Origin of the sequence: Psychrobacter sp. 78a-MNA-CIBAN-0178, from assembly GCF_040309625.1 — a bacterium.
In the GTDB taxonomy this organism is placed as follows: Bacteria; Pseudomonadota; Gammaproteobacteria; order Pseudomonadales; family Moraxellaceae; genus Psychrobacter; species Psychrobacter okhotskensis.
In genome coordinates this window covers 49,288-71,521 of sequence record NZ_JBEOOZ010000009.1, presented here as the reverse complement: position 1 = coordinate 71,521, position 22,234 = coordinate 49,288, and the positions used below count along the sequence as shown (strand labels likewise).

Below are 22,234 nucleotides of genomic sequence, written 5' to 3'. Positions count from 1 at the left end.
GACACTTTAAAGCAAAAACCACAATTACTTTAGGGTTTTTAAAATTGCCTACTGGTTCGTGTGAGAACAAGGGTGCATATGACTGAAAATAAGTGATTGTTTTATTCACCAACTGCTGAGTGTGGGTACTCGCGACTGACAATCTGAGCTGTAAAATTTGAGCCTTTATCCTCATCACGCAACGTTAAGATACTTTGAGTGCGAGTGCCATAAGTTGGTACGTTCTTAGCACTATCGCCAAAAGCGACAGGCTCGATGTAAATAGAAGACAAGGTTTGCTCAATCTCATTGGTCATGCCAGTATCTGGCAGCTTGTCCGCTGGTGCTTTGATATTATCTGACAGCACCTCAAAGGCCGCCTGTTGCCAGTATGCAGGTGAGCTATTCTCAGCAATCAAGGGCAATACTTCTTGCCGCAGTCTGCCACGTAGGCGCTCAGTTTTGAACCAGCTATCCTCTGGCTGACCGTTAGAGATAACGTGCAATCCTGCATGTAAGGGCGTGGGAGCATGACCACGATTATTAACGAGGACCGCTTGGGTCGCATCACCTATAATTAAATTGAAGCCAGCATAGTCTTGCAAACTGATTTGCCGTGCAAACTCTATTGGGCTTAGCGTACTGGTCAAGAAATCGGTGACCAGTTCACCACGTGAGCGTTCGTCATTACTTGCCTGCACGCCATCGCGAAAGTTCAATACCGCTGCCCAACGTCCGTTTTGCTCATATAAATCGTCATATGACTTTTGATAGATACCTAACCAAGTGCCGCCGCTTTGTTTATCGCGTCCGGCATAGATAGGTTTATCAGCCCATTGATGTAACGGCTCGGTTGGGCGCTGCAAAAACTCATCGCGATTGGATAATAAAACCAAAGGCAGCTCATCAAATAATTGCCAAGCAATGGCGACGATACACATAGCATTCCTTTTATATGATTATTATATAATCGTTCCGATATCAAAAAGGGTCGTTCAAAATAGCGTCCTGCTGGTATAAATTTTCCTAGCTTGCTGTGCGCTTCGCACTCCAGAGGCTTCAAAAAATTTATCCTAACAGCACTCCCATCGGTATTATATTGTTTTCAATTGAATCGATTATATAGGGTCTGATGAACATTCAAGTGTGGCACTGGCAGTGGCTATTTTTTAGACAATACGCAGTGAAATTTTTGACGACTAGTCGTTCTAGGTTAGATAATTTCGCCATGTATTGGCAAAAAATAGCCCTGCCCTGAAAGGCTGATACTAAAATCATCCCAAACGTTGTTGTAAACCTAGCTAAGGTCTCGACATTATCGTCGGTTTACGCCTGATTTGATAAAAGGTTTGGGACGATTTTAGTATCAGCAGTCCTACTATTTGAATGTTCAACAGACCCTAGTTCTTATTTAGCATTAATTGGTGTTTAACTGCTTATCAGCCGGATAGCTAATTTGATAAGTAGACTGCATCACTTGCGACTGTTTACTCGGCAAATCAAACTCCCAAGCGACCATACCTTTATTGTCATTCCAGTCTTTTTGGCTCACTGCTGGGGTGTGCATCGCAGTGACTTTGATACTGTCATCACTACTAACCGGCTCACTACCCAAAACTTGTAAATGCACGCTACGATTGTGCTGGTTGGTGAACTGATAGGCTTGGATGGTCGTTCTGGTTTGCTGACGATTAAACACGCCTTTATCACCTTGTTTGTCTTCATCAGTGAGTTGCTTGACCAGCATACTGGGATCGATGCCAAAACCAATACCCTGCTCTTTTAGATTCTGGTAGCTATAGCGCGATTGCCCGACATAGTTGTCATCACGGTACAATTGCAAAGAGCCATCGACCCAAGCCGGAGTCAAAAACGGTGCGGATGCGTACCAGTAGCCAGCGGCTTCCACACTCGGGGTACTACGAATCCACAGCTTGCTACTGCCTGATTGCTCATCAATAACCGTCCGTACCCGCCTGCCATCACTTGGAATACTAATACGCTGCGGCAGTCGATATTCGGTGATGCCGTTTTTATTCTGACTGCTCACGCTAAAGCTCGGTAGCGGTGGCATCTCTGCAGCCCCTGCTCCGCCATAGCTATCACTACCTACAACAACGACTGGAGCAGACTCCATCATAGGCTGTGCATAGCGTGACAATTTACTATTTGGCTGTTCTTCATATAATGACAAGCGCTCGACTCTTGGTAGTTGGCTGGTCGTAGTTTGAGTGGGATTAACTGAGCTTAATACCAAAGGAACCTTTAGCCAATTCTCCCCTGTTTGCTGGGCAATAACGGCAGAGGCGATGATGTTTAATTGTTTGCTCTCCGTGTTGAGACGTGCTTGATAGGTCGGCTCCCAACTGGCGCCGCGCACTTGATAATGCAGCTTGACGCTGCTTGGCGAACGACTTGCGACGCGCACACTCACTTGCGTCACACTATCCTGTGCTTGAGTTGTACTGCCAGCCATCAGCTGGTTCAGCGTATCTTGCGCGCGCGCTTGGCGCTGCTGAATATTCAAAATTCTTTTATTGATACTGGCCGCTTGCGTCTCTACCTCACGCGCATTATCGGCAAGGCTACCCTCTGTACTCATTTGCGTGACCTTGGTAAGGTTTTGCAAGTAGGCTTTTGCTAAGCGTGCCGCCTCTAACTCCGCATTAATCGCGTCCAAATTATTCTGCTGCGTCTGTACGTTGGCATCACCTTGATATTGACACTGCGCCGCTTGTTCAGCGCTTAAGGTTTCAATGCTAACTTCGCCAATATTAACGCCATTAGCCGCTTGCACACTCAGGCTGTCTTTATCGATATAAGGGGATAAACAAGAAAAAACCAGTGTTTGCTCGCCACTATTAGTAATGGGTAACGCACGGGTGACACTGGCTAAGCCTTGATAAATCGTCACTTGCTCAATACTGCTATTGGCTGCCTGAGCAGGAGTCACACTTAAAGCCGCTATGCCAAATAAACTCAGCGACATTAACCGCGTTTTAGCAATCAACTTAGATGATATTGCCACTTTGGATAAATCAGCTTGCATAATCATTCCTTAAAAGTACGTTTAATCCATTAATAGGTTTCATTAGCGCAAGCCCATGCTCTGTAACGCTTTATTAAACATGATGCTATATTTATTATAATCGTTATTCTAAGCATTATTTCTTAAAGCACTTTTCTAAAGGAGCTTTTTTATATCTTAGCGGTTTTCTATCTTTCTTTCTAGATGTTACCAGTAGCAGATAAGTTGTTACGATGGGATTCGCCTAATAGTAATTTGGTATGCCTAACAAACTATTTTTGCTATTATGACCCACATTCTATTATCAATAATAATGATATCCTTATGATGATTCATCCGCAATATGACCCTGTCGCGCTGTCCTTGGGTCCGGTAGAAGTACACTGGTACGGACTGATGTATTTATTGGCCTTTGCCGCGGCGTTCGGTCTAGCATGGTATCGCAGTACCAAACGCGACAGTTGGACCACCGATATGGTCTCTGATTTGGTCTTTTATGGCGCGCTTGGTGTCATTTTAGGTGGTCGGATCGGTTATGTGTTGTTTTATCAGTTCGGCGAGCTGTTGCAAAATCCGGCGTACCTTCTCAAGGTTTGGGAAGGCGGTATGTCATTCCACGGTGGTTTCATCGGCGTGATGCTCGGTATGTGGTTCTTCGCCCGTAAATATAAGAAGACACCTTTTCAAGTCTTTGACTTTATCGTTCCTTGTGTACCGACGGGCTTACTGTTCGGTCGCATCGGCAACTATATCAATGGGGAGCTGTGGGGCCGTGTCTCTGATGGCGGCTATAACTGGCTGACGTATTTCCCGCAAGCGGCCGCCTTTGATATGCAGCAATTACAGACCAATCCTGAGCTACAAGAATTGATGCTTGAGGTAAATGGACAGTATTTATTGCCGCGCCACCCCTCGCAGTTATACGAAGCGTTGGCAGAAGGACTGCTATTGTTCCTTTTCTTATGGTGGTATTCATCGAAGCCGCGCCCGCGTATGTCTGCGACGGCTGTATTCTTGTTGGGTTATGGTATTAGCCGCTTTATCATCGAATTCTTCCGCCAGCCAGATGCTGACCAAGGGTTTGTGTTGTTGGGTTGGATGACCAAAGGTCAAATACTCAGCGCACCGATGATTATTGCAGGCTTCATCCTACTGATTTATGCTTACAAACGCGGTATCTATGACTGGGGTAAGCAAGCGGCTTATTAAGCATTATTTTGTATAAAGCAGTACTTTGCCCCAAAAACCCTGTTAATCACTATATCAATGATGCGTTTTAGCAGCGTAGAAGAGTAACTTTATGAGCACTAGCAACTCCATTAGTCACCACAAGCAGAGTAAAAATGAGCAAGCCTACTTGGATTTGCTGCGTCAGGTTATGAGTGAAGGCACTGAAAAAGGCGATCGTACCGGTACTGGTACGCTAAGTCACTTTGGCGCGCAACTGCGTTTTGACTTAGCATCAGGATTCCCATTATTAACCACCAAAAAAGTCCACTTCAAATCTATCGTTTATGAGCTATTATGGTTTTTAAGCGGTAGTACTCACGTTGATTACTTGCAAGCAAATGGCGTGCGTATTTGGAATGAATGGGCAACGGCTGAGCAGACGGCGCGCTTTAAGCGTCCTGCTGGGGATTTAGGGCCCGTTTATGGTCATCAGTGGCGCAATTATGGCGCGAGTAAGCGTGACGATGGCAGCTATAATAACGATGGTGTCGATCAAATCACCCAAGTCGTTGAGCAAATCAAGACCAATCCCAATTCACGACGCTTGATCGTCTCCGGCTGGAATCCCGGTGAAGCAGAGCAAGTCGCTTTGCCACCTTGTCACACACTATTTCAGTTCTTTGTCGCGGACAATAAACTGTCCTGCCAGCTCTATCAGCGCTCAGCGGATTTATTCCTCGGTGTGCCGTTCAATATCGCTAGCTATGCGCTGTTGACCCATATGGTCGCGCAAGTTTGCGGACTAGAGGTTGGTGAATTTATCTGGACGGGTGGCGATTGTCATATTTACCAAAACCACCGTGAGCAAGTCGAGCTGCAACTGACACGTGAGCTCTATACACTTCCAACATTAACACTTAACCCTGAGGTTGATGATATTTTTGCTTTTAAATATGAAGATATCACCGTCGATGGCTACAAGTCGCATCCTGCTATCAAAGCAAAGGTTGCTGTATAGCATTTGTCTGACTGAATATTTTAAATAAGAATAGCATTTTAGAGATAATAAAAAGGATACCTTATGAGTTATGCCCACACTGAAGTCGCCCAAATTGCTGCTATCAGTAGCAATCGTTGTATCGGTAAAGACAATGCACTGCCGTGGCATATCTCAGCAGACTTGCAGCACTTTAAAAAAATGACGACCAAAGATAACGATGGCGCTATTCAAGGTATCGTTATTATGGGGCGTAAGACTTTTGAGTCAATGGGCAGCAAGCCGTTGCCAAAGCGGGTAAGCTTTATCATCAGCACTCAGATGGATTATGCTGATCAACAAGGCCTTGTGGGCAAAAACAACGCTTATGTCGTACATAATTTAGATGATGCCTTAACGCAGGCGGCAAGTCTGGCACATGGTGCGCACCTTGATACGATTTGGGTCATTGGCGGTGAGCGGGTATTTAAAGAAGCGATGATGTATACCGATCGCATTGAGCTGACTCATGTAGATACCGAAATCGCTGATGGTGAAGCCTTTTATCCTAAAATACCAACTGACTTTACAGTGGCAGAAGAGTCTGAGCAGATGCACGATGAAAAGAGTGATTTAGATTTTAGATTTGTGACTTATAAAATAAAAGCTGCTGAATAACTGTCGCTCACTCATTAGAAATGACTGAAAAATTGGGGCTGTCTTAGATATTTCTAGGACAGCCCTTTTTTACGATCAATCAGATTACTCATGCAATACTTTATAAACCGTTTTCGCCAAAATGGGACCAATCCCCTGCACACCTGCCAGCTCTTGTTGTGATGCTCCAAGCAATTGCTGAATTCCGCCAAAGTGATTCAGCAAGTCACGACGACGCTTTTCACCCAGCCCCGGTATGACCTCTAGCACTGATGATGAACGGCGCTTATCACGCTTCTTACGGTGCGCTGTGATGGCAAAACGATGGGCTTCATCACGAACGTGCATCAATAAATGCAACGCCTTGCTATCCATTGGCAAATCAAGCGGCTCATGATCGATAAAGTGCAATACTTCAAGTCCGGCCTTACGCCCCTCACCTTTTGCCACACTAATGAGCAGCGTATCATTAAGAATACCCAACTCGGTCAATACCTCTTTAGCGATGCCAAGTTGACCTTTACCACCATCAATCAGCAATAAATCAGGCAGCGGCTGCTTCTTATAACGCCGTGTCAGCACTTGCTTCATCGCGGCATAGTCATCGCCACCGACAATATCATGGATGGCATACTGACGATAATCACGGCGACGTGATCCACCTTGGTCAAAGACAACGCAGCTACCGATGGTCGCCTCACCCATCGTATGCGAGATATCAAAGCATTCAATTCTATCAATCGTTCGCTCAGTGACATCGGCCAATACGTCTTTCAATGCGCCAAAGCGCGAATGCAGCTCTAAATAATCACCCAACTTAGTCTTAAGCGCATTATTCGTGTTCAATTTTGCCAAATCTAACCATTCGGCACGATGTTCACGTACGTTGGTTTTGATGACGACTTTGCTACCAAAATGGCTGGCCAGCGCTTCACTCACTGCAACTTGATCAGGTAGCTCATGAGTTAACATAATTTCTGCTGGCAAGTCATCCGTCACCTGAAAGTAGAACGAGGTAATAAAGGCAGATAAATTATCAGCAAGCGGCTCGCTACTATCGACGTCAGGAAAATAGTTCTTACCGCCAAGCACACGCCCGCCACGGACGGTCAGTACGTTGACACAGGTCATGCCTGCCTGACTGGCAATAGCAATCACATCGGCCTCGCCCTGCACAGTATAAACGGCTTGCTTAGCTTGGACTTCACGCAGCATAGACAGCTGGTCACGATAAAAGACCGCCTTTTCAAAGTCTAATTCTTCGGCGGCACCTTCCATCTTTTCAATCAAAGCACTATGAATGTCGCTAGAGTCGCCTTTGAGAAAGCGAATGGTGTTATTCACATCCTCTGCATATTCTTCTGGCGATACCAAGCCCACGCAGGGCGCACGGCAACGCTTAATCTGATACTCAAGACAAGGGCGCTTACGTTGCTTGAAAAAGGTATTGGTACATTGGCGCATCTGAAACATTTTTTGCATCAAAACCAATGTCTCTTTTGCCGCGTGAGCAGAGGGAAAAGGCCCAAAGAAGCGACCTTTTTGGTGATTGCCCTTACCGCGTCCATACGCCAGCCGTGGATAAGGCTTATCCGCTGAAATAAACACATACAGATAAGATTTGTCATCACGCAGTAGCACGTTATAAGGTGGACGGTACTCTTTAATCAGGTTTTGCTCGAGTAGTAGCGCTTCGGTCTCACTACGGGTAATGATTGTCTCTATATTATGTATCCGCGCCACCAATGCCCGTGTTTTTGGGTGGTCAATCGTCTTAGCGAAGTAGCTGTTGACGCGGCTTTTAAGCGATTTGGCTTTACCGACATATAAAATATCGCCATTCTTACCCAGCATTTTATAAACACCTGGCAAATTTGGCAGGCGCTGAATCAAATGCTTTAGACGGGCTTTTTTATCATCGACGGGACTTGTTTCTGAGACGGTTACCATAGAATTTATTGCTCTCAAGATACTGATATATAGCTGTTTATGGGGCGATAGCGAAAGTTTTGCAAGGCAACTATCAGTGTAACGTCAGACAGAAAAAAAGCCAGCACCAAGCTGACTTTTTCTATAGTTTAAAATGCTACTTGTATTTTATAAAGCGCTGCTAGTGGCGAAAATTAGACATTAGCGCTGGAATACCCGGTAACATACCGACAATAGCCATCACGCCAGTCAATATCACAAAAGTAATCACAGGAATAATCCAACGGCTCATCTTTGATAAATTCGCACTACGTTCTTTAGAACCAATTAACCCTAGATTATCAAGCACAAGGGTAATCGACCAACCAAACGCAGGATTCACCAGTGCCGATGCAAAGACGACAATCGCAGCAGACTGCGTGGTTTTTCCTTCGCGTGTCATCTCCATACCTGCCTCAAGTAACGGAATAAAAACGCCGACAATCAGTGCCACACACATCACGGGCTCCCAAATAGCCAAGTCCATTGGATAGCCCCAGATACCTGCGATAACACAGAACAACCCTGTCAATACGGCACCTGCAGGAATAGGACGCTTAGCAATCGCTGCTGGCACAATATATGTACCCCATGATGAGGCAAAGTTTGCACCGCCCAATACTGAGCCTGCCACCTGACGAATAGAGGCACTGGTCATCGTATCATCGATATCCATTAACACACGCTCAGTGCGTTTTGGATAGCTGATTTTTTGGAACACCTGATGCCCTAAAAAATCTGGCGACCACATCGCCACTGCTAATACTGCAAACGGTAGCACCACGATAAAGCTTTCAACGGTTGGCAGACCAAGCATCCAACCTGTATCTTCACCCCACCAATACATTGGGCTCATATTTGGTAAGCCTGGCCCTGTTTCAAAAGCAAAGGGTGCGCCCATGGCAAAGGCTACTCCACCACCTAACAAGCAGCTAAGTGGCACTGCCAGCCAACGCTTTTGGAAGTTCTCTAACACCGCATACAGTATAATGGTCAATAAAATCACTACGAAGGCAATATGCGCCATGCCGATGCCTTCTGCCCAAGCAAAGAGGTTTTTGACTTGTGAGGTAGTACCAATAAAGCCTAGATAAAGCAATAAACCACCGCACACACCTTTACTGGTCAAGTTTGCCAGTAGACTCCCCCCTTTGCTAATCGCCAGTAATAAGCCAAAAGCACCGATGAGCAGACCAAAAGCCATCGGATGCCCACCAGCGGCAACCACGATAGGGATGAGCGGAATCAGTGGACCATGCGTACCAGCAAGGTTGGCGGTCGGTAGCAGAAATCCTGAGAATAAAATAACGAAGAACGAGACAATCAATAGCTCATAACGGACGTTTTCTAGGACAAAAGCATCGCTTAACCCAAGTGGCCCTGCAAAAGTGGCGGCAATAGCGCCCACCATAACCACTTTACCAATGGTCGCTGCCATCGCCGGAATGGTATCTTCATACTCAAAACGATAATCACGGAACGGCAAGTTCATGCGCCAGCGTTTTGGCTGCATAATCTGTAGTTCATGATTGAGATAATCATCACGGCTATCAAAGCTTGAGCTTGGCTTATGCAAATCAACATAGCTGCCTGATAGGTCGTTGTGGTGATCGGACGAATTTGGCGGTTGCGCATCGGACCCTGAAACGGGAATCTGGAGGTCACTCATCACACTTCCTTATGTCGACTGATAGGTTTATGCCCTACCGATTTATTTGGCTAGTGCCTGATAAATCCAATCGGTCAAAGCAAATTTGCGGGTATTGTAAGTCATCGACCGCCATAATGCGAGTTTTTATTGTTTAAAAGAGACCATTTGTATCATTATTAATGGCATATGATGATGAACATAACCATGTGATGAAGAGATAAAATAAAAAAGTATGATATTGTGTAACGAACGTACTAATAGAAAATAATCGAGTACTTATGATATATTTTAAGATGAAAAATTGGCTTTAAAAACTCTGTCACTTATCTACTGCACTATAATTAAGAATTTGCTGGGTAAAACTGGTTTTTATATAGCAGAAAATTCGTCTATCAGTTACGCTTTAACGCTGGTGGCTGTTGGCGTTTTTTATTATGATAAATATCTTTTGCATGGCTATGAATCAATAGCAAACCTACCATCGTCAGGTGCTTGTGCGCTTTTGATAAAATAATTCATAAACTAAAAATAGCCCAGCAGACAAGATTGAAAAAGGCAACAGGACATATCTATGAGTTTATTACCAAAAAATCTTGAGACCCTAAAACGTAAGGCTAAAAAAAATATCATGCCGCTACTGGCACCGCATTTACTTAAACTGCGCATCAATACTTACGCGCCTTATATCGGTGCTGGCATCAAAATCGACCACATCAGTCTCGATCAAGGGTTGTGCGTGGTAAGCATGGGGCTCAATGCTCTGAATAAGAATATCGTCGGTACCCAGTTCGGCGGCAGCTTATATTCGATGGTAGATCCCTTTTATATGCTCATGCTAATGCACCAGTTGGGCAGTAGTTATGTGGTGTGGGACAAAAGCTCACATATCGACTTTGTCGCGCCAGGTAACAGTAAAGTAATTACTCGGATGAAAATTCCTAGTACCGAACTCATCACTATTCAAGAACTGGCCAAAGACGGTGACGCTGTATTTCGTGAATATCAGGCGGATATCTTTGACGATCAGCAGAAGTTGATCGCTACTGTCACCAAGACTATTTATATACGCTTGCGCAAACACAGCAAATCAAAGAATCAAAGCAGCCGTATGGATGTGCTCGATACTTAGTCAGTTGTTAATTATTAGTTGCTTATTAGCTGAAGTGGTTGCTTAGAAGAATAGTTGACCGTTAAGCGGCTACTGATCATTTTTGTGAACCTTACATACATTTTTGAACCCTACATACAAAAACCCCAATCTAGCATGCGCATAGATTGGGGTTTTGTCTTTTTTGGTATGGCCCGCTTATTTATATGATAAACCTATGAATAAGGGCTTGTATCTACTATTACCTTACTTTAATCAACTGTAAATTATACAGCCAACTAAAGACGGCAAGCTTTTGCTTAAATACCCGGTGCAGTTTCAACTGCATCAGGAACGCGAGCGTCAGTTTTTGCTTTGAAAACTTTAGGTGCACGCGGAGCAAGTTTTTCGCGGATACGGGCTGATTTACCAGAGCGCTCACGTAAGTAGTACAGTTTTGCACGGCGAACCGCACCACGGCGTTTCACTTCAATGCTGTCAATAATTGGTGAATGCAATTGGAATGCACGCTCAACACCAACACCGCTTGAGATTTTACGTACGGTAAACGCTGAGTTTAGACCGCGGTTACGCTTAGCAATTACAATGCCTTCAAAAGCCTGTAGACGCTCACGCTCACCTTCACGTACTTTAACTTGAACCACAACGGTATCGCCGGGTGCAAAGCTTGGGCGCTCAATCAATTGAGCATTTTCGATGACCTGAACCAATGGATGCTTGTTGCTCATGAGAGTTATCTCCTCACATTAGATAATAGAGGCTTAACGCATATCACCTGTTTGTAATAATTAATCATAGCTATTATCAACATCTTGTATTAATAACAACTACAACGTAAATGGATTATAACCAACGGCCATTATGCTATGACTCGTTTTATTATTGCTCAAAATTTTATTGCTTAACTGTTTATGTTTTTGACCGCTATTAACGTGGCTTTTTATCTGCTTTTGCCAATGCTTTTAGCCATTTCGCTTGCTCTACTGTTGGGGTGAACGCTTGCCATAAGTCGGGACGACGCGCTTGCGTGCGACTGACTTGCTGACTAAAGCGCCACTTAGCGATATTGGCATGATGTCCTGAAAGTAATACTTCAGGAACCGCCATACCCGCAAACTCATGCGGCTTGGTATAGTGTGGACAATCAAGCAAGCCATCGACGAACGAGTCTTGCTCAGCTGATTGATCATCACCCATAATATCAGGCAGACGACGTATCACACTATCCATCATCACCATGGCTGGCAGCTCACCACCAGTCAATACGTAATCACCCAACGACACTTCCAAGTCGACATACTGCGCCAGTAAGCGCTCGTCAATACCTTCGTAACGACCACATAATATAATCATGCCATCATACTCAGTCATACTGACCACACTACTTTCGCTAAGCGTCTGTCCTTGTGGCGACATATAAATCACCGGACAATGCTCACTGTCGACACGGCAGCCATGTTGACCCGCTCGCAAGCGCGCATCCTCGATAGCTATTGATAATGGCTCAGCCATCATCACCATCCCAGGACCGCCACCATACGGGCGTTCATCAATACGGCGGTAGTTATCAGTGGTATAATCACGCGGGTTGATACATTCAATCGTCACTTGCTCCTGTGTGACTGCCCGACCCGTGATACCAAACTCACGAATCGTAGCAAACATCTCAGGAAAAATACTAATGACGGCAAAATACATCTGATGTCTACTTGCACAATGGCTAATAAAAGCTAAATGAATCGGTGTAACTATTAACGATGCTCAGCGATAAAGCCGAAACTTATATCAGCAAAGCTTGTCTTAATAAGACCTTATTAACCATTACTGATTAATTATTGCTTATTATTAATAATCACTTGGCCATGCCACAAGCACCGTTTTCGCAGTCATATCGACCTGCATCACGGTTTGCTTATGCCATGGAATCAGGCGTTCTTCTTTATCTAAACTGTCTGAATTAGGCGCCACGCGCATGATGTCATGGGCACCGGTTTCAAACATTTCAGCGATATTGCCTAGATACTCATCTTGCTCGTTCATCACGCGCAAGCTGACCAAATCCGACCAATAATATTCATCTTCCGCTGTTTCTGGCAAGACGTCTTGCTCGACCCAAAGGGTTACCCCATTCATAGTCTCCGCAACATTGCGATCAGGAACCTGCTCAAATTGAGCCACGATTCCTGTGCCTTGTTCACGCCAAGCTTTCACAGTCAGAGGTTTCATGCCAGTAGCGGTTTTCATCCACCACGGCTGCATGGCGAATATGGCCGTACGATCATCCGTATCGCTAAATACCCAAAGCCAACCTTTGATGCCATAAGGCTTTTTAAGCTGACCGATTTTCATAAGAGCACTAGCGTTTGGAATAGATGACATAACGGCTAACCTAACAATGATTAAAACATTTCAATCAAAAGCGATAAACGCAATCAAAAGCGATAAACAGTTAATCGCGCACCCTGGTCAGACCAGTTACGCTATATCTTCTAAAGTCTACTGAGCTATGCACATAATCACACTATCAGCATTTCAGTAACAGCAAGAAAAACTTAAGCAGTTGCTTCAGTTTGAGCTGTAGACTTGTTGTAAGCTTTTGCTAATGAAGCAACGCGATCAGAAGGTTGTGCACCTTTGGCGATCCACGCATTGTACGCTTCCATGTTCAGACGTACTGCTTCTTCAGACTCTTTAGCGAGTGGGTTAAAAAAGCCGATGTTTTCAATGTAGCGACCGTCACGCGCGCGGCGTTGATCAGCAACAACTACTTGATAAAATGGGCGTTTCTTGGCACCGCCCCGTGCTAAACGAATAACAACCATGTGAATTCTCTCTTTCGCAGGTATACCAAAAAGGGCATAATTATAGCACAGTCTTATTTTATTGAAAACATAAACTATGCTTATTTAATTATTTATTAACAATAGCTTAAATATGCTTGTATGTAAATTGAAATTAATAATTGCCCATGATTATAAAGTCTTAATACCCTGCTTCTGACCGTATCAAATCGCTAAAATATTAAAACTAAAATATTAAAACTAGCTTTTATAGATCGTACTTAGTGAGGTTGTGATTTTGGACGACTTAGCCAAATCAAAGTGTTCAAATTGTGCATAGTAAATCCATGTAACTTGATTACTTGATTGTGCTGCTCTATTTCTACTCATAACAGCCCAATAAAAACAGTATACAATAGACCGTAACGCCAGCAATGTGCTTGCTTACTTGATAATCTAAACGAGCTACAGTTTTTGTGACGTGGCACTATTTTATCACCCTATTATTTATCTATACCTTGGATGCATATGACCACCCCAAACCCTAAAATACCTCGTAAAGGTTGGTTGCCACGCTCTTATTCCAACAGTTGGCTGACTACCTTAATGGTGGCTTTTATTGTCATTATCAGTGTCGGCTTATCGATTGTGTTCTTTTGGCGCAGTCTTTATTTGCCAGAGCTCAAAAATCATGCGCGCTATCTGACCAGCGAGCTACGTTTGATGAATAGCGTCAATAAAGACTGGCAGGATAGCCCCGAGGTGCGGCAATGGATATATCAGCATTCGCACGTGGTGGTGGTTGATAACCCCAGTGACTTCCCGCAAGTAGCAGATAAAGCCTTTGCGGGTGTTTTTACCGATGTATTACAACGCGAAATAGGGGCACAGTTAGGTCGACCAGTGGAAGTGTATTTCAAGTTCAAACCAACCCCGCAGCTGTGGGTACAAGACAGTCGTGACACCAGTTTTTGGATTCGCGAACCCGTGGTTTATTATTCGCAATATAGTCCAGGATTGTTAGTACTATTCCTCATTGGATTACCTATATTATCGCTGCTAACCATTATTTTGTTAGCACGGCAATTAAACCGTCCTTTAAGGTATTTACAGCGTGCGGCCACCAACTATATTCGACTGGGTCACGCAACATCCTTACCAACGCAAAAAGGGCCTACAGAGATACGTCAGGTAAATATGGCATTCAACCGCTTATTTACCACGCTCAATCAAGCGCAAAAAGAACGTACCATCATGCTTGCTGGTATCTCACATGACCTGCGTACACCGTTGACTCGTATGCGCTTGACCGCTGAAATGCTACCGGACGATTTTTTTCGTGAAGGGTTGATTTATGACATTGAGGATATGGATGCCATTTTGGAGCAGTTTATCTCATTTATGAAAGACGGTTCCGATGAGCCAGTGCACCTGACCAATTTGGACACTATATTTAATGAAATTATGGTGCAATTCGCGCCCATGGAATTTATTTATCAATCGGATTGTCACAAGGTTGTGCCAGTGCGTCCTTTATCCATTAAGCGCTTGGTCATTAATCTGGTCAACAATGCCAATCGTTATGGCAAGCCGCCTATTTATTTATCAGCAACGGTCGTGCCGACTTTCATAGAAACAGCTGACGTAGAAGACAGCGACGTGGTGTCTGAAAATGAAGTTAATAAGCAAGCCCAAGAGCAGCTGATGATATGTGTACGGGACTGCGGTGATGGAGTAGAAGAAGATCAATTAGAGCGCATCATGCAGCCCTTTGAACGTGGTGAAACAGCGCGAACCACGCAAGGTAGTGGTCTAGGTCTGGCTATTGTTGATCGTATCGCCCGCTTGCATCATGGTACGGTTGAGGCCATCAATCATCCTGATGGCGGCCTACAAGTCTGTGTGCGTATTCCCCTGTTATCCAAAGTGGCAGGAGAGCAAACACTAACAGAAAATATAGAAGCAGCTCATTCAGACAAAGCAAAAATGGCAGATCATATACCTAATAAAGAAGCTGAAAAAAGACGATGGCAAAATCGTCTTTAAAGTCGCTGTAACTATTTAACTGTCTCATTATTTAAGCAATGACAATTATTCACGCGCACCGATAACGGGGGGAATGTACGCAGCGCTATTAGTAAACGCTAATGGCTGAGTAATGTCATCCTGCGCGGCTTTTAGCGTTTGAGTCATGGTTGGCTGCTGCAAGAATAAATAATAACCCAGCGTCAACGCATTCAGTACTACCAAACCGCCAAATAAATATGGCATCCTCTGCCCTCCTCTAGTTTCCAACTTATAAGACTGAATATTAAAAATTGGCTGTTCAAACCAATGTTTCTCAACTTAATCCGTTATATATTGAGCGCTTAATCTGTTTTGTACTGGCGAAAGTATTTTTCATGCTGCGGACATGAAATAGCATTTTACCTTATTCAGTGCCAAAATCACGATCGCTCTTTTCTTGGGTTAACTGGTCAGCGGCAAGTACTTGAGTCAAGGGTTTGATAGGCCATGTCATGACAAATCTGGCACCACCAAGCTCACGGCTTTCATCGACCTTCATACTACCATTAAACCAAAAAGCAATACGCGACACAATCGACAGCCCTAAGCCATAGCCACCAGATGCCCGTGTACGGCTATCATCCAAGCGTGAGAATGGGATAAAAACTTTTTCGCGATCGGCTTCTGGAATACCGTGGCCATCATCCTCTACACTGACGAAAGCGTTGCCTTTTCTGATGCCCGCACTGATGATAATCGTGGTTTCTGCATAGCGTAAAGCATTACCCGCAAGGTTTTGAATGACACGGTGTAGATAACGTCTATCGGCAACCGCCGTTACTTTAGCGTTGGGCAAGTTGGTCACTATCTTGATAGGTTTGCCCAAGGCATTGGTTTCACGCTCAATCTGTTCGAGCAACTCTTTGAGATTTACCGGTTCTAGATCGAGTTTTGGTGACCCTTCTTCTAGCTTAGCGTAAGTCAAAATCTCGTCAATGAGACCGTTAAGCGACTCAATATCCTCATCGATATAATCACGCTGCATAAACCGCGAGTCTTCATCATCGGTATCAGCCAACATATCGACGGCAAAGCGTATACGTGCCACTGGCGTGCGCAGCTCATGCGATACTGCGCGCGTCAGCTCGCGCTGCGACTCAATCAAACGCTTAATATGCGCGGTCATCGCATTAAAAGTCGCTGACAAACGAGCAATTTCATCTTGTCCAATGACCTGTACTTGAATATCAAGGTTACCTTGACTCACCTCATTGACACCGACTTGAATCAACTGCAGTTTACGCTCAAGTGGGAAAATAAGTGCATAGACGCCCAAGCTGATCAAAAACATACTGATCAAAAACATACTGACAATCAGATTGAGCGGGAACCAGTTAAACAAAGGTACCGGCCCGATTAAAATCGCCATATCATTGATTTCAGACGGCACGACCACTTTAATCGACGAATTACTTTTACTGGTATTGGTATCTTGTAATAAGATGACGACCTCATCGCGGCGCAAGCGTGCCATTTGATCGGGGTCTAAATTAAGAGTATTGATCGCTCTAAACTCTAATGGAAAAGAAAACTTCTCTTCCAATTGAGCCAAACGCGCACGCTTATCGGATAAAGTCGCGTAATAGGACAAATCATCAAGCAAAAATACCGCGATGGCACGTACTTGCTGCTCGGTTACTTGCGAGATACGTGCGGTTAAAACGCTCTCGTTGTCCGGTAAGCGATAATAAACATCGGCATAAATAGGCTGGGCAACATAGCGAACGACGGTGTTGCCTTTTTCAAAACGGCGCAGCTCACTGGCATTAAAATCGACCTCGTTAATAGGCACAATGTTAAATTCTGCGCCAAATAAACTACTGGCATCAGACAGCCAATATTCACGCTGCGATTCGCTTTCTTGATGGGCAATGCCTTCAGCAACGATATGAAAAGCACCCGTGGCCATGTTTTCGCGGTAAGATTGGACGCGTTCTTTATTGATCGTATCCATCAACAGCTGGGCAAATAATGCCACACACAAACAGACAATGAGCAGTCCAGCATAAATACGAACAAATATACTGTGTTTAAGAGAAGAAACTAATGACATACGTGCCGTGACCAACCTAATAAAAAATTATTGATAAAGGAAGAAGAGAAATTCTTGCTGCGCAATTTATCTCATATAATCAAAATATCCTAAAAACGCTACGGTGTTGTTGATATCAATTTTTTGTAGCCTCTGTCTGCGCAGGCACAGCAAGCAAGAAAAATTGATATTAGCAGTGCGTGATGTATCGATATTACTTTTCACTCACTATACTATTAATCTAGCGTCCATAATTATCGCTCAATTAAACCACATAACGCAGCATTTAAGTTTAAAAATTAAAATTTAGACCATAAAAAAACCAGCTTTACGCTGGTTTTTTATTAAAAAGTATTTTAGTAAAGAGAATTGCATTAACAATTCGCTGTTAATTGCCTTCTTTAACGAACAAATAACCTTTACTACGCACGGTTTTGATGCGTTTAGGATTTTCTGGATCATCACCAATTTTTGGACGAATACGTGAGATACGTACGTCGATTGAGCGATCTTGACCGTCATATTCGATACCGCGTAGACGCTCAAAAATATCTTCGCGTGACAAGATACGACCAGCGTTAGACGCAAGTAACCATAATAAGTCATATTCGGCACTGGTGAAATCAACCAATTCGTCACCCAAGTTCACTGAGCGACCGCCATTGTCGATAACCAACTCACCAAACTCAAGACGCTGCGGCACATCTTCCGATGGCGCATTTTCTGAGCGGCGTAGTAAAGCACGGATACGGGCAAGCAATACGCGTGGCTGTGCAGGCTTAGCGACATAGTCATCAGCGCCCATTTCAAGACCCAAAACCTGATCCATATCTTCTGTGCGCGCGGTCAGCATCAAAATAGGATTTTGATAGTGTGGACGTACTTCACGACATACCGTCAAGCCATCGCTACCAGGAAGCATGACATCAAGTACGACCAAATCTGGTTGTTCATTGACAATACGGCGAATGGCGCGATTACCATCGGTTTCAATTGCCACTTCTAAACCATTTTTAACCAAGTAATCTTGGGTCAACATGGCTAAGCGCTCGTCATCCTCAACAATCAAGATTCGGGGGGTGTTGTCTTCTTCATTCGTTGTCATTGTTATATCCTCTAATACATCTTATTTAAAAGCGGTGAAAATAAGAGCGGTAAATTAATAGCATCGTAACTCAATCAATTTGTAATCCAATACAGGCAGTGACCGTAACACGGTTACAAACTTGGTAGCACAGTATACTATTAAACACACAGCTTCCTATACTATAGCTTATAGTTAGTAACAAAACCTATAAACTACGTCATTTAAAACGTTAGTTTGCGTCCAAAAATTATACCTTTTACTAACTTTAAAAGGCATAGGATAAATTTATTTAATCATTCTACTGGTCTTATATCGAACCAACGCTTTAAAAGCTCAAACATTAAATGTTATTGAATGACGCCAAATAACTGCTGGACTTTTAAAATAAAAAATGTGGTTGCTACTCTCTAATATAACCATATATCAGCGTTGCCGCTAGTCACTTTTCCATCATTTTATGAAAATCAGTTTAGTTTTCGATTTAGTTTTTGATAAATATTGCATAACTTAGGAGATTTTCAAATATAGTCAAAATATCCTAAAAACGTGACGGTATTGCTGATATCAATTTTTTGTAGCCTCTGTCTGCGCAGGCACAGCAAGCAAGAAAAACTGATATCAGCAGTGCGTACTGTATTGATATTACTTTTCACTCACTATAGTAAATGTCTGAGCTATGGCAAATATTAAACGCTAACTACTAGAAAGCTAACTATTAGAAGAACAAGCATAAAAAAACAGCCCCTCATGGACTGTTTTTATGTTTATAACAAAAACTAAAGCGTAACAATGTGCTAGGCGCGGTTTTTATATTTACGAATAGTCTGCAGCTGGGCGACTGATTCAGCCAATGACGCTAATGCCGCATTGGTTTGTACAGTATCAGATTGATTGACCAGCATTTGCTCAGCTTTTTTGCGTGCTTCAACGATTTTGCTTTCGTCAAGGTTATGTGCACGCATAGCAGTATCAGCCAACACGGTAACCATCTTCGGTTGTACTTCTAACACGCCGCCTGAGACATAAATCACTTCTTCTTCACCGTTTGGTGTTTGCACTCGCATCGCACCCGGTTTTAGCAAAGTAATAAGCGGTGTGTGACCTGGCAATACACCAATTTCGCCTTCGGTACCCGTAGCTATTAACATGCTAATTTCGCCTGAATACAACTCTTCACGAGCACTTACGACGCGACACTGTAACGTTGCCATACTTAACTCCTTACAATCAAAACTGCGATGCGTTACCTACTGGCAAATAGACTTATTATAGCCTACCTGCCGTTTAGCGATTGCTAACACAACTTACGCTGCAGTAGATTTCATTTTCTCTGCTTTGGCGACTACTTCTTCGATGCTACCAGCCATGTAGAATGCTTGCTCTGGTAGATCGTCGTATTCACCAGCAATGATTGCTTTAAAGCTGGCAATGGTATCGCGTAGTGGTACATATTTACCAGGTGCACCAGTAAAGACTTCAGCAACGTGGAATGGCTGTGACAAGAAGCGCTGAATCTTACGAGCACGATAAACAACCAGTTTATCTTCTTCTGATAACTCATCCATACCCAAGATCGCGATGATGTCTTTTAGTTCTTTATAGCGCTGTAGAACTTCCTGAACACCACGAGCAACATTGTAATGCTCTTCGCCGATTACTTGTGGATCTAGCTGACGTGATGTTGAATCCAATGGATCAACCGCAGGGTAGATACCTTGTGATGCGATATCACGGCTTAGTACAACTGTTGCATCCAAGTGAGCAAACGTTGTAGCAGGTGATGGATCGGTCAAATCATCCGCAGGTACGTATACCGCCTGAACTGAAGTAATAGAGCCTGACTGAGTTGACGTAATACGTTCTTGTAGTAAGCCCATCTCTTCAGCGAGTGTTGGCTGATAACCAACCGCTGATGGCATACGACCAAGTAGTGCTGATACTTCTGTACCCGCTAGTGTATAACGGTAGATGTTATCAACAAACAATAGTACATCACGACCTTTGCCAGTAACAGGATCTTTGGTATCACGGAAGTACTCAGCCATGGTCAAACCAGACAGTGCAACACGTAAACGGTTACCCGGTGGCTCATTCATCTGGCCATATACCATTGCTACTTTAGACTTACTAAAGTCTTCAGTGTTTACGACGCCAGCTTCCTGCATTTCGTGATAGAAATCGTTACCTTCACGAGTACGCTCACCAACACCAGCAAATACTGACAAACCTTCATGTTTTAGAGCGATGTTGTTGATCAGCTCCATCATGTTAACGGTTTTACCAACACCGGCACCGCCGAACAGACCAACTTTACCACCTTTAGCAAACGGGCAAAGTAGATCGATAACTTTAATACCAGTCTCTAGTAGCTCAGTGCTGTTTGACTGATCCGCGTAGCTTGGCGCTTCACGGTGGATAGACCATTTTTCGTCAGCAACAACAGGACCTTCTTCATCGATAGGACGACCAAGAACATCCATGATGCGACCTAGCGTACCAGTACCTACAGGCACAGAAATAGGTGCACCAGTATTAGTAACAGGTAGGTTACGCTTTAAACCTTCGGTTGAACCCATTGCAATAGTACGTACAATACCGTCACCCAGCTGTTGCTGTACTTCTAGGGTAGTTTCGGTACCGTCTACTTGCAAGGCATCAAAAATTTGAGGAACTTCATTACGGTTGAACTCAACGTCAAGAACCGCGCCAATAATCTGTACAATACGACCGCTACTCATTGCGTTCTCCTTGAACTTCTATATATAGGTGTAGTCAATTATGAAACAGCAGCAGCACCGCCAACGATTTCCGAGATTTCTCGGGTAATCGCCGCTTGACGCAGCTTGTTATAAACCAACTGTAAATCGTTAATAAGGTCACCAGCATTATCTGTTGCCGCTTTCATCGCAACCATACGTGAAGACTGCTCAGAGGCAATGTTTTCCATTACCGCTTGATAAACAATCGACTCAATATAGCGACCAAGCAATTCATCAATTAACGTCTTGATGTCAGGCTCGTATATATAATCCCAGCTAAGTTCTGTCTGTATGCCGCTCTCTTCGTCACCAAATGAGCCCTCAGGTAGCGGTACTAACTGATTGACCGTTGGCTTTTGAGTCATGGCATTAACGAATTTGTTATATACCACATAGATACGGTCGATATTACCGTTACTATAATCCTCAAGCATCGCCTGCACAGGTGCATTCAACTGCTCAAACGTTGGTTTATCGCCATAATCGGTCACAGCTGAGGTCACTTTACCGCCGAAGTTTTTGAAAAAACTTACGCCTTTAGCGCCGATAGCTGCAAATTCAGTTTGCACAGACTGGTCTTGGTATTGCTGGATACTTTTAGATAAGGCTTTGAATAAGTTTACATTCAAACCACCCGCTAGGCCACGGTCAGAGGTAATGACAATATAGCCAACCTTATTGACTGGACGCGATACCATATACGGATGTTTGTAGTCTGATGAAGCATGCACCAAATGTGAAATAACCCGGCGCATACTATCAGCATACGGGCGACCCACTTCCATGCGCTCTTGCGCACGGCGCATTTTACTTGCCGCTACCATTTGCATAGCACGAGTAATTTTCTGGGTGCTTTTAATACTGGTGACTTTGGCACGTATCTCTTTTAAGCTTGCCATAATGATTCCAATATAAGAGGGTTAAAAAGCATTGGCGCATGCGACAATTATTTAACATATAACATCGATCTTA

At 43.9% G+C, this 22,234-nt stretch carries 19 protein-coding genes; 5 read left to right on the top strand and 14 right to left on the bottom strand.

Going from position 1 to position 22,234, the window contains the following annotated elements; genetic code table 11:
* Positions 1 to 101: 101 nt before the first annotated feature.
* A complete protein-coding gene (locus tag AAEY80_RS07450; RefSeq protein WP_201578317.1) occupies positions 102 to 920 on the bottom strand; it encodes an NRDE family protein in 819 nt (272 codons plus the stop codon).
* A gap of 476 nt (positions 921 to 1,396) precedes the next feature.
* The gene (locus AAEY80_RS07445) at positions 1,397 to 3,028 is read right to left on the bottom strand and encodes a DUF4139 domain-containing protein (protein WP_025651505.1); all 1,632 of its coding nucleotides are present in this window, start codon (positions 3,026 to 3,028) and stop codon (positions 1,397 to 1,399) included.
* Positions 3,029 to 3,331: 303 nt separating this feature from the next.
* Here AAEY80_RS07445 and lgt point away from each other — a divergent pair, with 303 nt between their 5' ends.
* The 3 genes from lgt (at position 3,332) to AAEY80_RS07430 (ending at position 5,831) form a co-directional block, all read left to right on the top strand.
* The gene (lgt, locus tag AAEY80_RS07440; protein WP_201576911.1) at positions 3,332 to 4,216 is read left to right on the top strand and encodes a prolipoprotein diacylglyceryl transferase; all 885 of its coding nucleotides are present in this window, start codon (positions 3,332 to 3,334) and stop codon (positions 4,214 to 4,216) included.
* 91 nt (positions 4,217 to 4,307) lie between these two features.
* Positions 4,308 to 5,195, top strand: coding sequence for a thymidylate synthase (locus AAEY80_RS07435; protein ID WP_025651503.1), 888 nt, complete (start codon positions 4,308 to 4,310; stop codon positions 5,193 to 5,195).
* A gap of 63 nt (positions 5,196 to 5,258) precedes the next feature.
* Entirely contained in the window at positions 5,259 to 5,831 is a 573-nt protein-coding gene (locus AAEY80_RS07430) for a dihydrofolate reductase (RefSeq protein WP_025651502.1), read from the top strand.
* Between the two features lie 84 nt (positions 5,832 to 5,915).
* On the opposite strand, the gene uvrC is transcribed toward AAEY80_RS07430, so the two are convergent.
* Together uvrC and AAEY80_RS07420 are read right to left on the bottom strand one after the other, a co-directional pair.
* Complete coding sequence (gene uvrC / locus AAEY80_RS07425; protein ID WP_025651501.1) at positions 5,916 to 7,760, bottom strand: excinuclease ABC subunit UvrC; 1,845 nt, start codon at positions 7,758 to 7,760, stop codon at positions 5,916 to 5,918.
* 160 nt (positions 7,761 to 7,920) lie between these two features.
* Positions 7,921 to 9,447 (bottom strand): DUF3360 family protein, encoded by a 1,527-nt coding sequence (locus tag AAEY80_RS07420; RefSeq protein ID WP_025651500.1) that lies wholly within the window; start codon positions 9,445 to 9,447, stop codon positions 7,921 to 7,923.
* 553 nt (positions 9,448 to 10,000) lie between these two features.
* Here AAEY80_RS07420 and AAEY80_RS07415 point away from each other — a divergent pair.
* Complete coding sequence (locus AAEY80_RS07415; protein ID WP_201608741.1) at positions 10,001 to 10,558, top strand: DUF4442 domain-containing protein; 558 nt, start codon at positions 10,001 to 10,003, stop codon at positions 10,556 to 10,558.
* 278 nt (positions 10,559 to 10,836) lie between these two features.
* Here AAEY80_RS07415 and rplS read toward each other — a convergent pair whose 3' ends face one another.
* The 4 genes from rplS to rpsP all read right to left on the bottom strand — a co-directional run bounded on the left by rplS (position 10,837) and on the right by rpsP (position 13,359).
* Positions 10,837 to 11,265, bottom strand: coding sequence for a 50S ribosomal protein L19 (gene rplS / locus AAEY80_RS07410; protein ID WP_350588134.1), 429 nt, complete (start codon positions 11,263 to 11,265; stop codon positions 10,837 to 10,839).
* Between the two features lie 199 nt (positions 11,266 to 11,464).
* Complete coding sequence (gene trmD, locus AAEY80_RS07405) at positions 11,465 to 12,235, bottom strand: tRNA (guanosine(37)-N1)-methyltransferase TrmD (protein WP_201578066.1); 771 nt, start codon at positions 12,233 to 12,235, stop codon at positions 11,465 to 11,467.
* Positions 12,236 to 12,382: 147 nt separating this feature from the next.
* A complete protein-coding gene (gene rimM / locus AAEY80_RS07400) occupies positions 12,383 to 12,916 on the bottom strand; it encodes a ribosome maturation factor RimM (RefSeq protein WP_025651496.1) in 534 nt (177 codons plus the stop codon).
* Positions 12,917 to 13,089: 173 nt separating this feature from the next.
* Positions 13,090 to 13,359, bottom strand: coding sequence for a 30S ribosomal protein S16 (gene rpsP, locus AAEY80_RS07395; protein WP_025651495.1), 270 nt, complete (start codon positions 13,357 to 13,359; stop codon positions 13,090 to 13,092).
* 486 nt (positions 13,360 to 13,845) lie between these two features.
* On the opposite strand from rpsP, the gene AAEY80_RS07390 reads away from it, so the two are divergent.
* Complete coding sequence (locus AAEY80_RS07390; protein WP_350588133.1) at positions 13,846 to 15,363, top strand: ATP-binding protein; 1,518 nt, start codon at positions 13,846 to 13,848, stop codon at positions 15,361 to 15,363.
* A gap of 45 nt (positions 15,364 to 15,408) precedes the next feature.
* Here the strand turns inward: AAEY80_RS07390 and AAEY80_RS07385 are convergent, their stop codons facing one another.
* From AAEY80_RS07385 to atpG, 6 genes are all read right to left on the bottom strand, one after another.
* Entirely contained in the window at positions 15,409 to 15,588 is a 180-nt protein-coding gene (locus AAEY80_RS07385) for a hypothetical protein (RefSeq protein ID WP_025651493.1), read from the bottom strand.
* A 160-nt stretch (positions 15,589 to 15,748) separates the two neighbouring features.
* Positions 15,749 to 17,437, bottom strand: coding sequence for an ATP-binding protein (locus AAEY80_RS07380; RefSeq protein WP_350588132.1), 1,689 nt, complete (start codon positions 17,435 to 17,437; stop codon positions 15,749 to 15,751).
* 367 nt (positions 17,438 to 17,804) lie between these two features.
* Positions 17,805 to 18,521 carry a response regulator gene (locus tag AAEY80_RS07375; protein WP_021812806.1) on the bottom strand — a complete coding sequence of 239 codons (717 nt, stop codon included), beginning with the start codon at positions 18,519 to 18,521 and terminating at the stop codon, positions 17,805 to 17,807.
* Between the two features lie 776 nt (positions 18,522 to 19,297).
* Positions 19,298 to 19,714, bottom strand: a complete 417-nt coding sequence (locus AAEY80_RS07370; RefSeq protein ID WP_021812807.1) for a F0F1 ATP synthase subunit epsilon — start codon at positions 19,712 to 19,714, stop codon at positions 19,298 to 19,300.
* Between the two features lie 93 nt (positions 19,715 to 19,807).
* Entirely contained in the window at positions 19,808 to 21,241 is a 1,434-nt protein-coding gene (gene atpD / locus AAEY80_RS07365; protein ID WP_201617077.1) for a F0F1 ATP synthase subunit beta, read from the bottom strand.
* Positions 21,242 to 21,279: 38 nt separating this feature from the next.
* Positions 21,280 to 22,161, bottom strand: coding sequence for a F0F1 ATP synthase subunit gamma (gene atpG / locus AAEY80_RS07360; RefSeq protein ID WP_101211242.1), 882 nt, complete (start codon positions 22,159 to 22,161; stop codon positions 21,280 to 21,282).
* Positions 22,162 to 22,234: the final 73 nt, after the last annotated feature.

Bases quoted from the DNA above. Each gene is read 5' to 3' on its own strand.
- AAEY80_RS07450 (WP_201578317.1), bottom strand. From the start codon at position 920: ATGTGTATCGTCGCCATTGCTTGGCAATTATTTGATGAGCTGCCTTTG.
- AAEY80_RS07445 (WP_025651505.1), bottom strand. From the start codon at position 3,028: ATGCAAGCTGATTTATCCAAAGTGGCAATATCATCTAAGTTGATTGCT.
- lgt (WP_201576911.1), top strand. From the start codon at position 3,332: ATGATGATTCATCCGCAATATGACCCTGTCGCGCTGTCCTTGGGTCCG.
- AAEY80_RS07435 (WP_025651503.1), top strand. From the start codon at position 4,308: ATGAGCACTAGCAACTCCATTAGTCACCACAAGCAGAGTAAAAATGAG.
- AAEY80_RS07430 (WP_025651502.1), top strand. From the start codon at position 5,259: ATGAGTTATGCCCACACTGAAGTCGCCCAAATTGCTGCTATCAGTAGC.
- uvrC (WP_025651501.1), bottom strand. From the start codon at position 7,760: ATGGTAACCGTCTCAGAAACAAGTCCCGTCGATGATAAAAAAGCCCGT.
- AAEY80_RS07420 (WP_025651500.1), bottom strand. From the start codon at position 9,447: ATGAGTGACCTCCAGATTCCCGTTTCAGGGTCCGATGCGCAACCGCCA.
- AAEY80_RS07415 (WP_201608741.1), top strand. From the start codon at position 10,001: ATGAGTTTATTACCAAAAAATCTTGAGACCCTAAAACGTAAGGCTAAA.
- rplS (WP_350588134.1), bottom strand. From the start codon at position 11,265: ATGAGCAACAAGCATCCATTGGTTCAGGTCATCGAAAATGCTCAATTG.
- trmD (WP_201578066.1), bottom strand. From the start codon at position 12,235: ATGTATTTTGCCGTCATTAGTATTTTTCCTGAGATGTTTGCTACGATT.
- rimM (WP_025651496.1), bottom strand. From the start codon at position 12,916: ATGTCATCTATTCCAAACGCTAGTGCTCTTATGAAAATCGGTCAGCTT.
- rpsP (WP_025651495.1), bottom strand. From the start codon at position 13,359: ATGGTTGTTATTCGTTTAGCACGGGGCGGTGCCAAGAAACGCCCATTT.
- AAEY80_RS07390 (WP_350588133.1), top strand. From the start codon at position 13,846: ATGACCACCCCAAACCCTAAAATACCTCGTAAAGGTTGGTTGCCACGC.
- AAEY80_RS07385 (WP_025651493.1), bottom strand. From the start codon at position 15,588: ATGCCATATTTATTTGGCGGTTTGGTAGTACTGAATGCGTTGACGCTG.
- AAEY80_RS07380 (WP_350588132.1), bottom strand. From the start codon at position 17,437: ATGTCATTAGTTTCTTCTCTTAAACACAGTATATTTGTTCGTATTTAT.
- AAEY80_RS07375 (WP_021812806.1), bottom strand. From the start codon at position 18,521: ATGACAACGAATGAAGAAGACAACACCCCCCGAATCTTGATTGTTGAG.
- AAEY80_RS07370 (WP_021812807.1), bottom strand. From the start codon at position 19,714: ATGGCAACGTTACAGTGTCGCGTCGTAAGTGCTCGTGAAGAGTTGTAT.
- atpD (WP_201617077.1), bottom strand. From the start codon at position 21,241: ATGAGTAGCGGTCGTATTGTACAGATTATTGGCGCGGTTCTTGACGTT.
- atpG (WP_101211242.1), bottom strand. From the start codon at position 22,161: ATGGCAAGCTTAAAAGAGATACGTGCCAAAGTCACCAGTATTAAAAGC.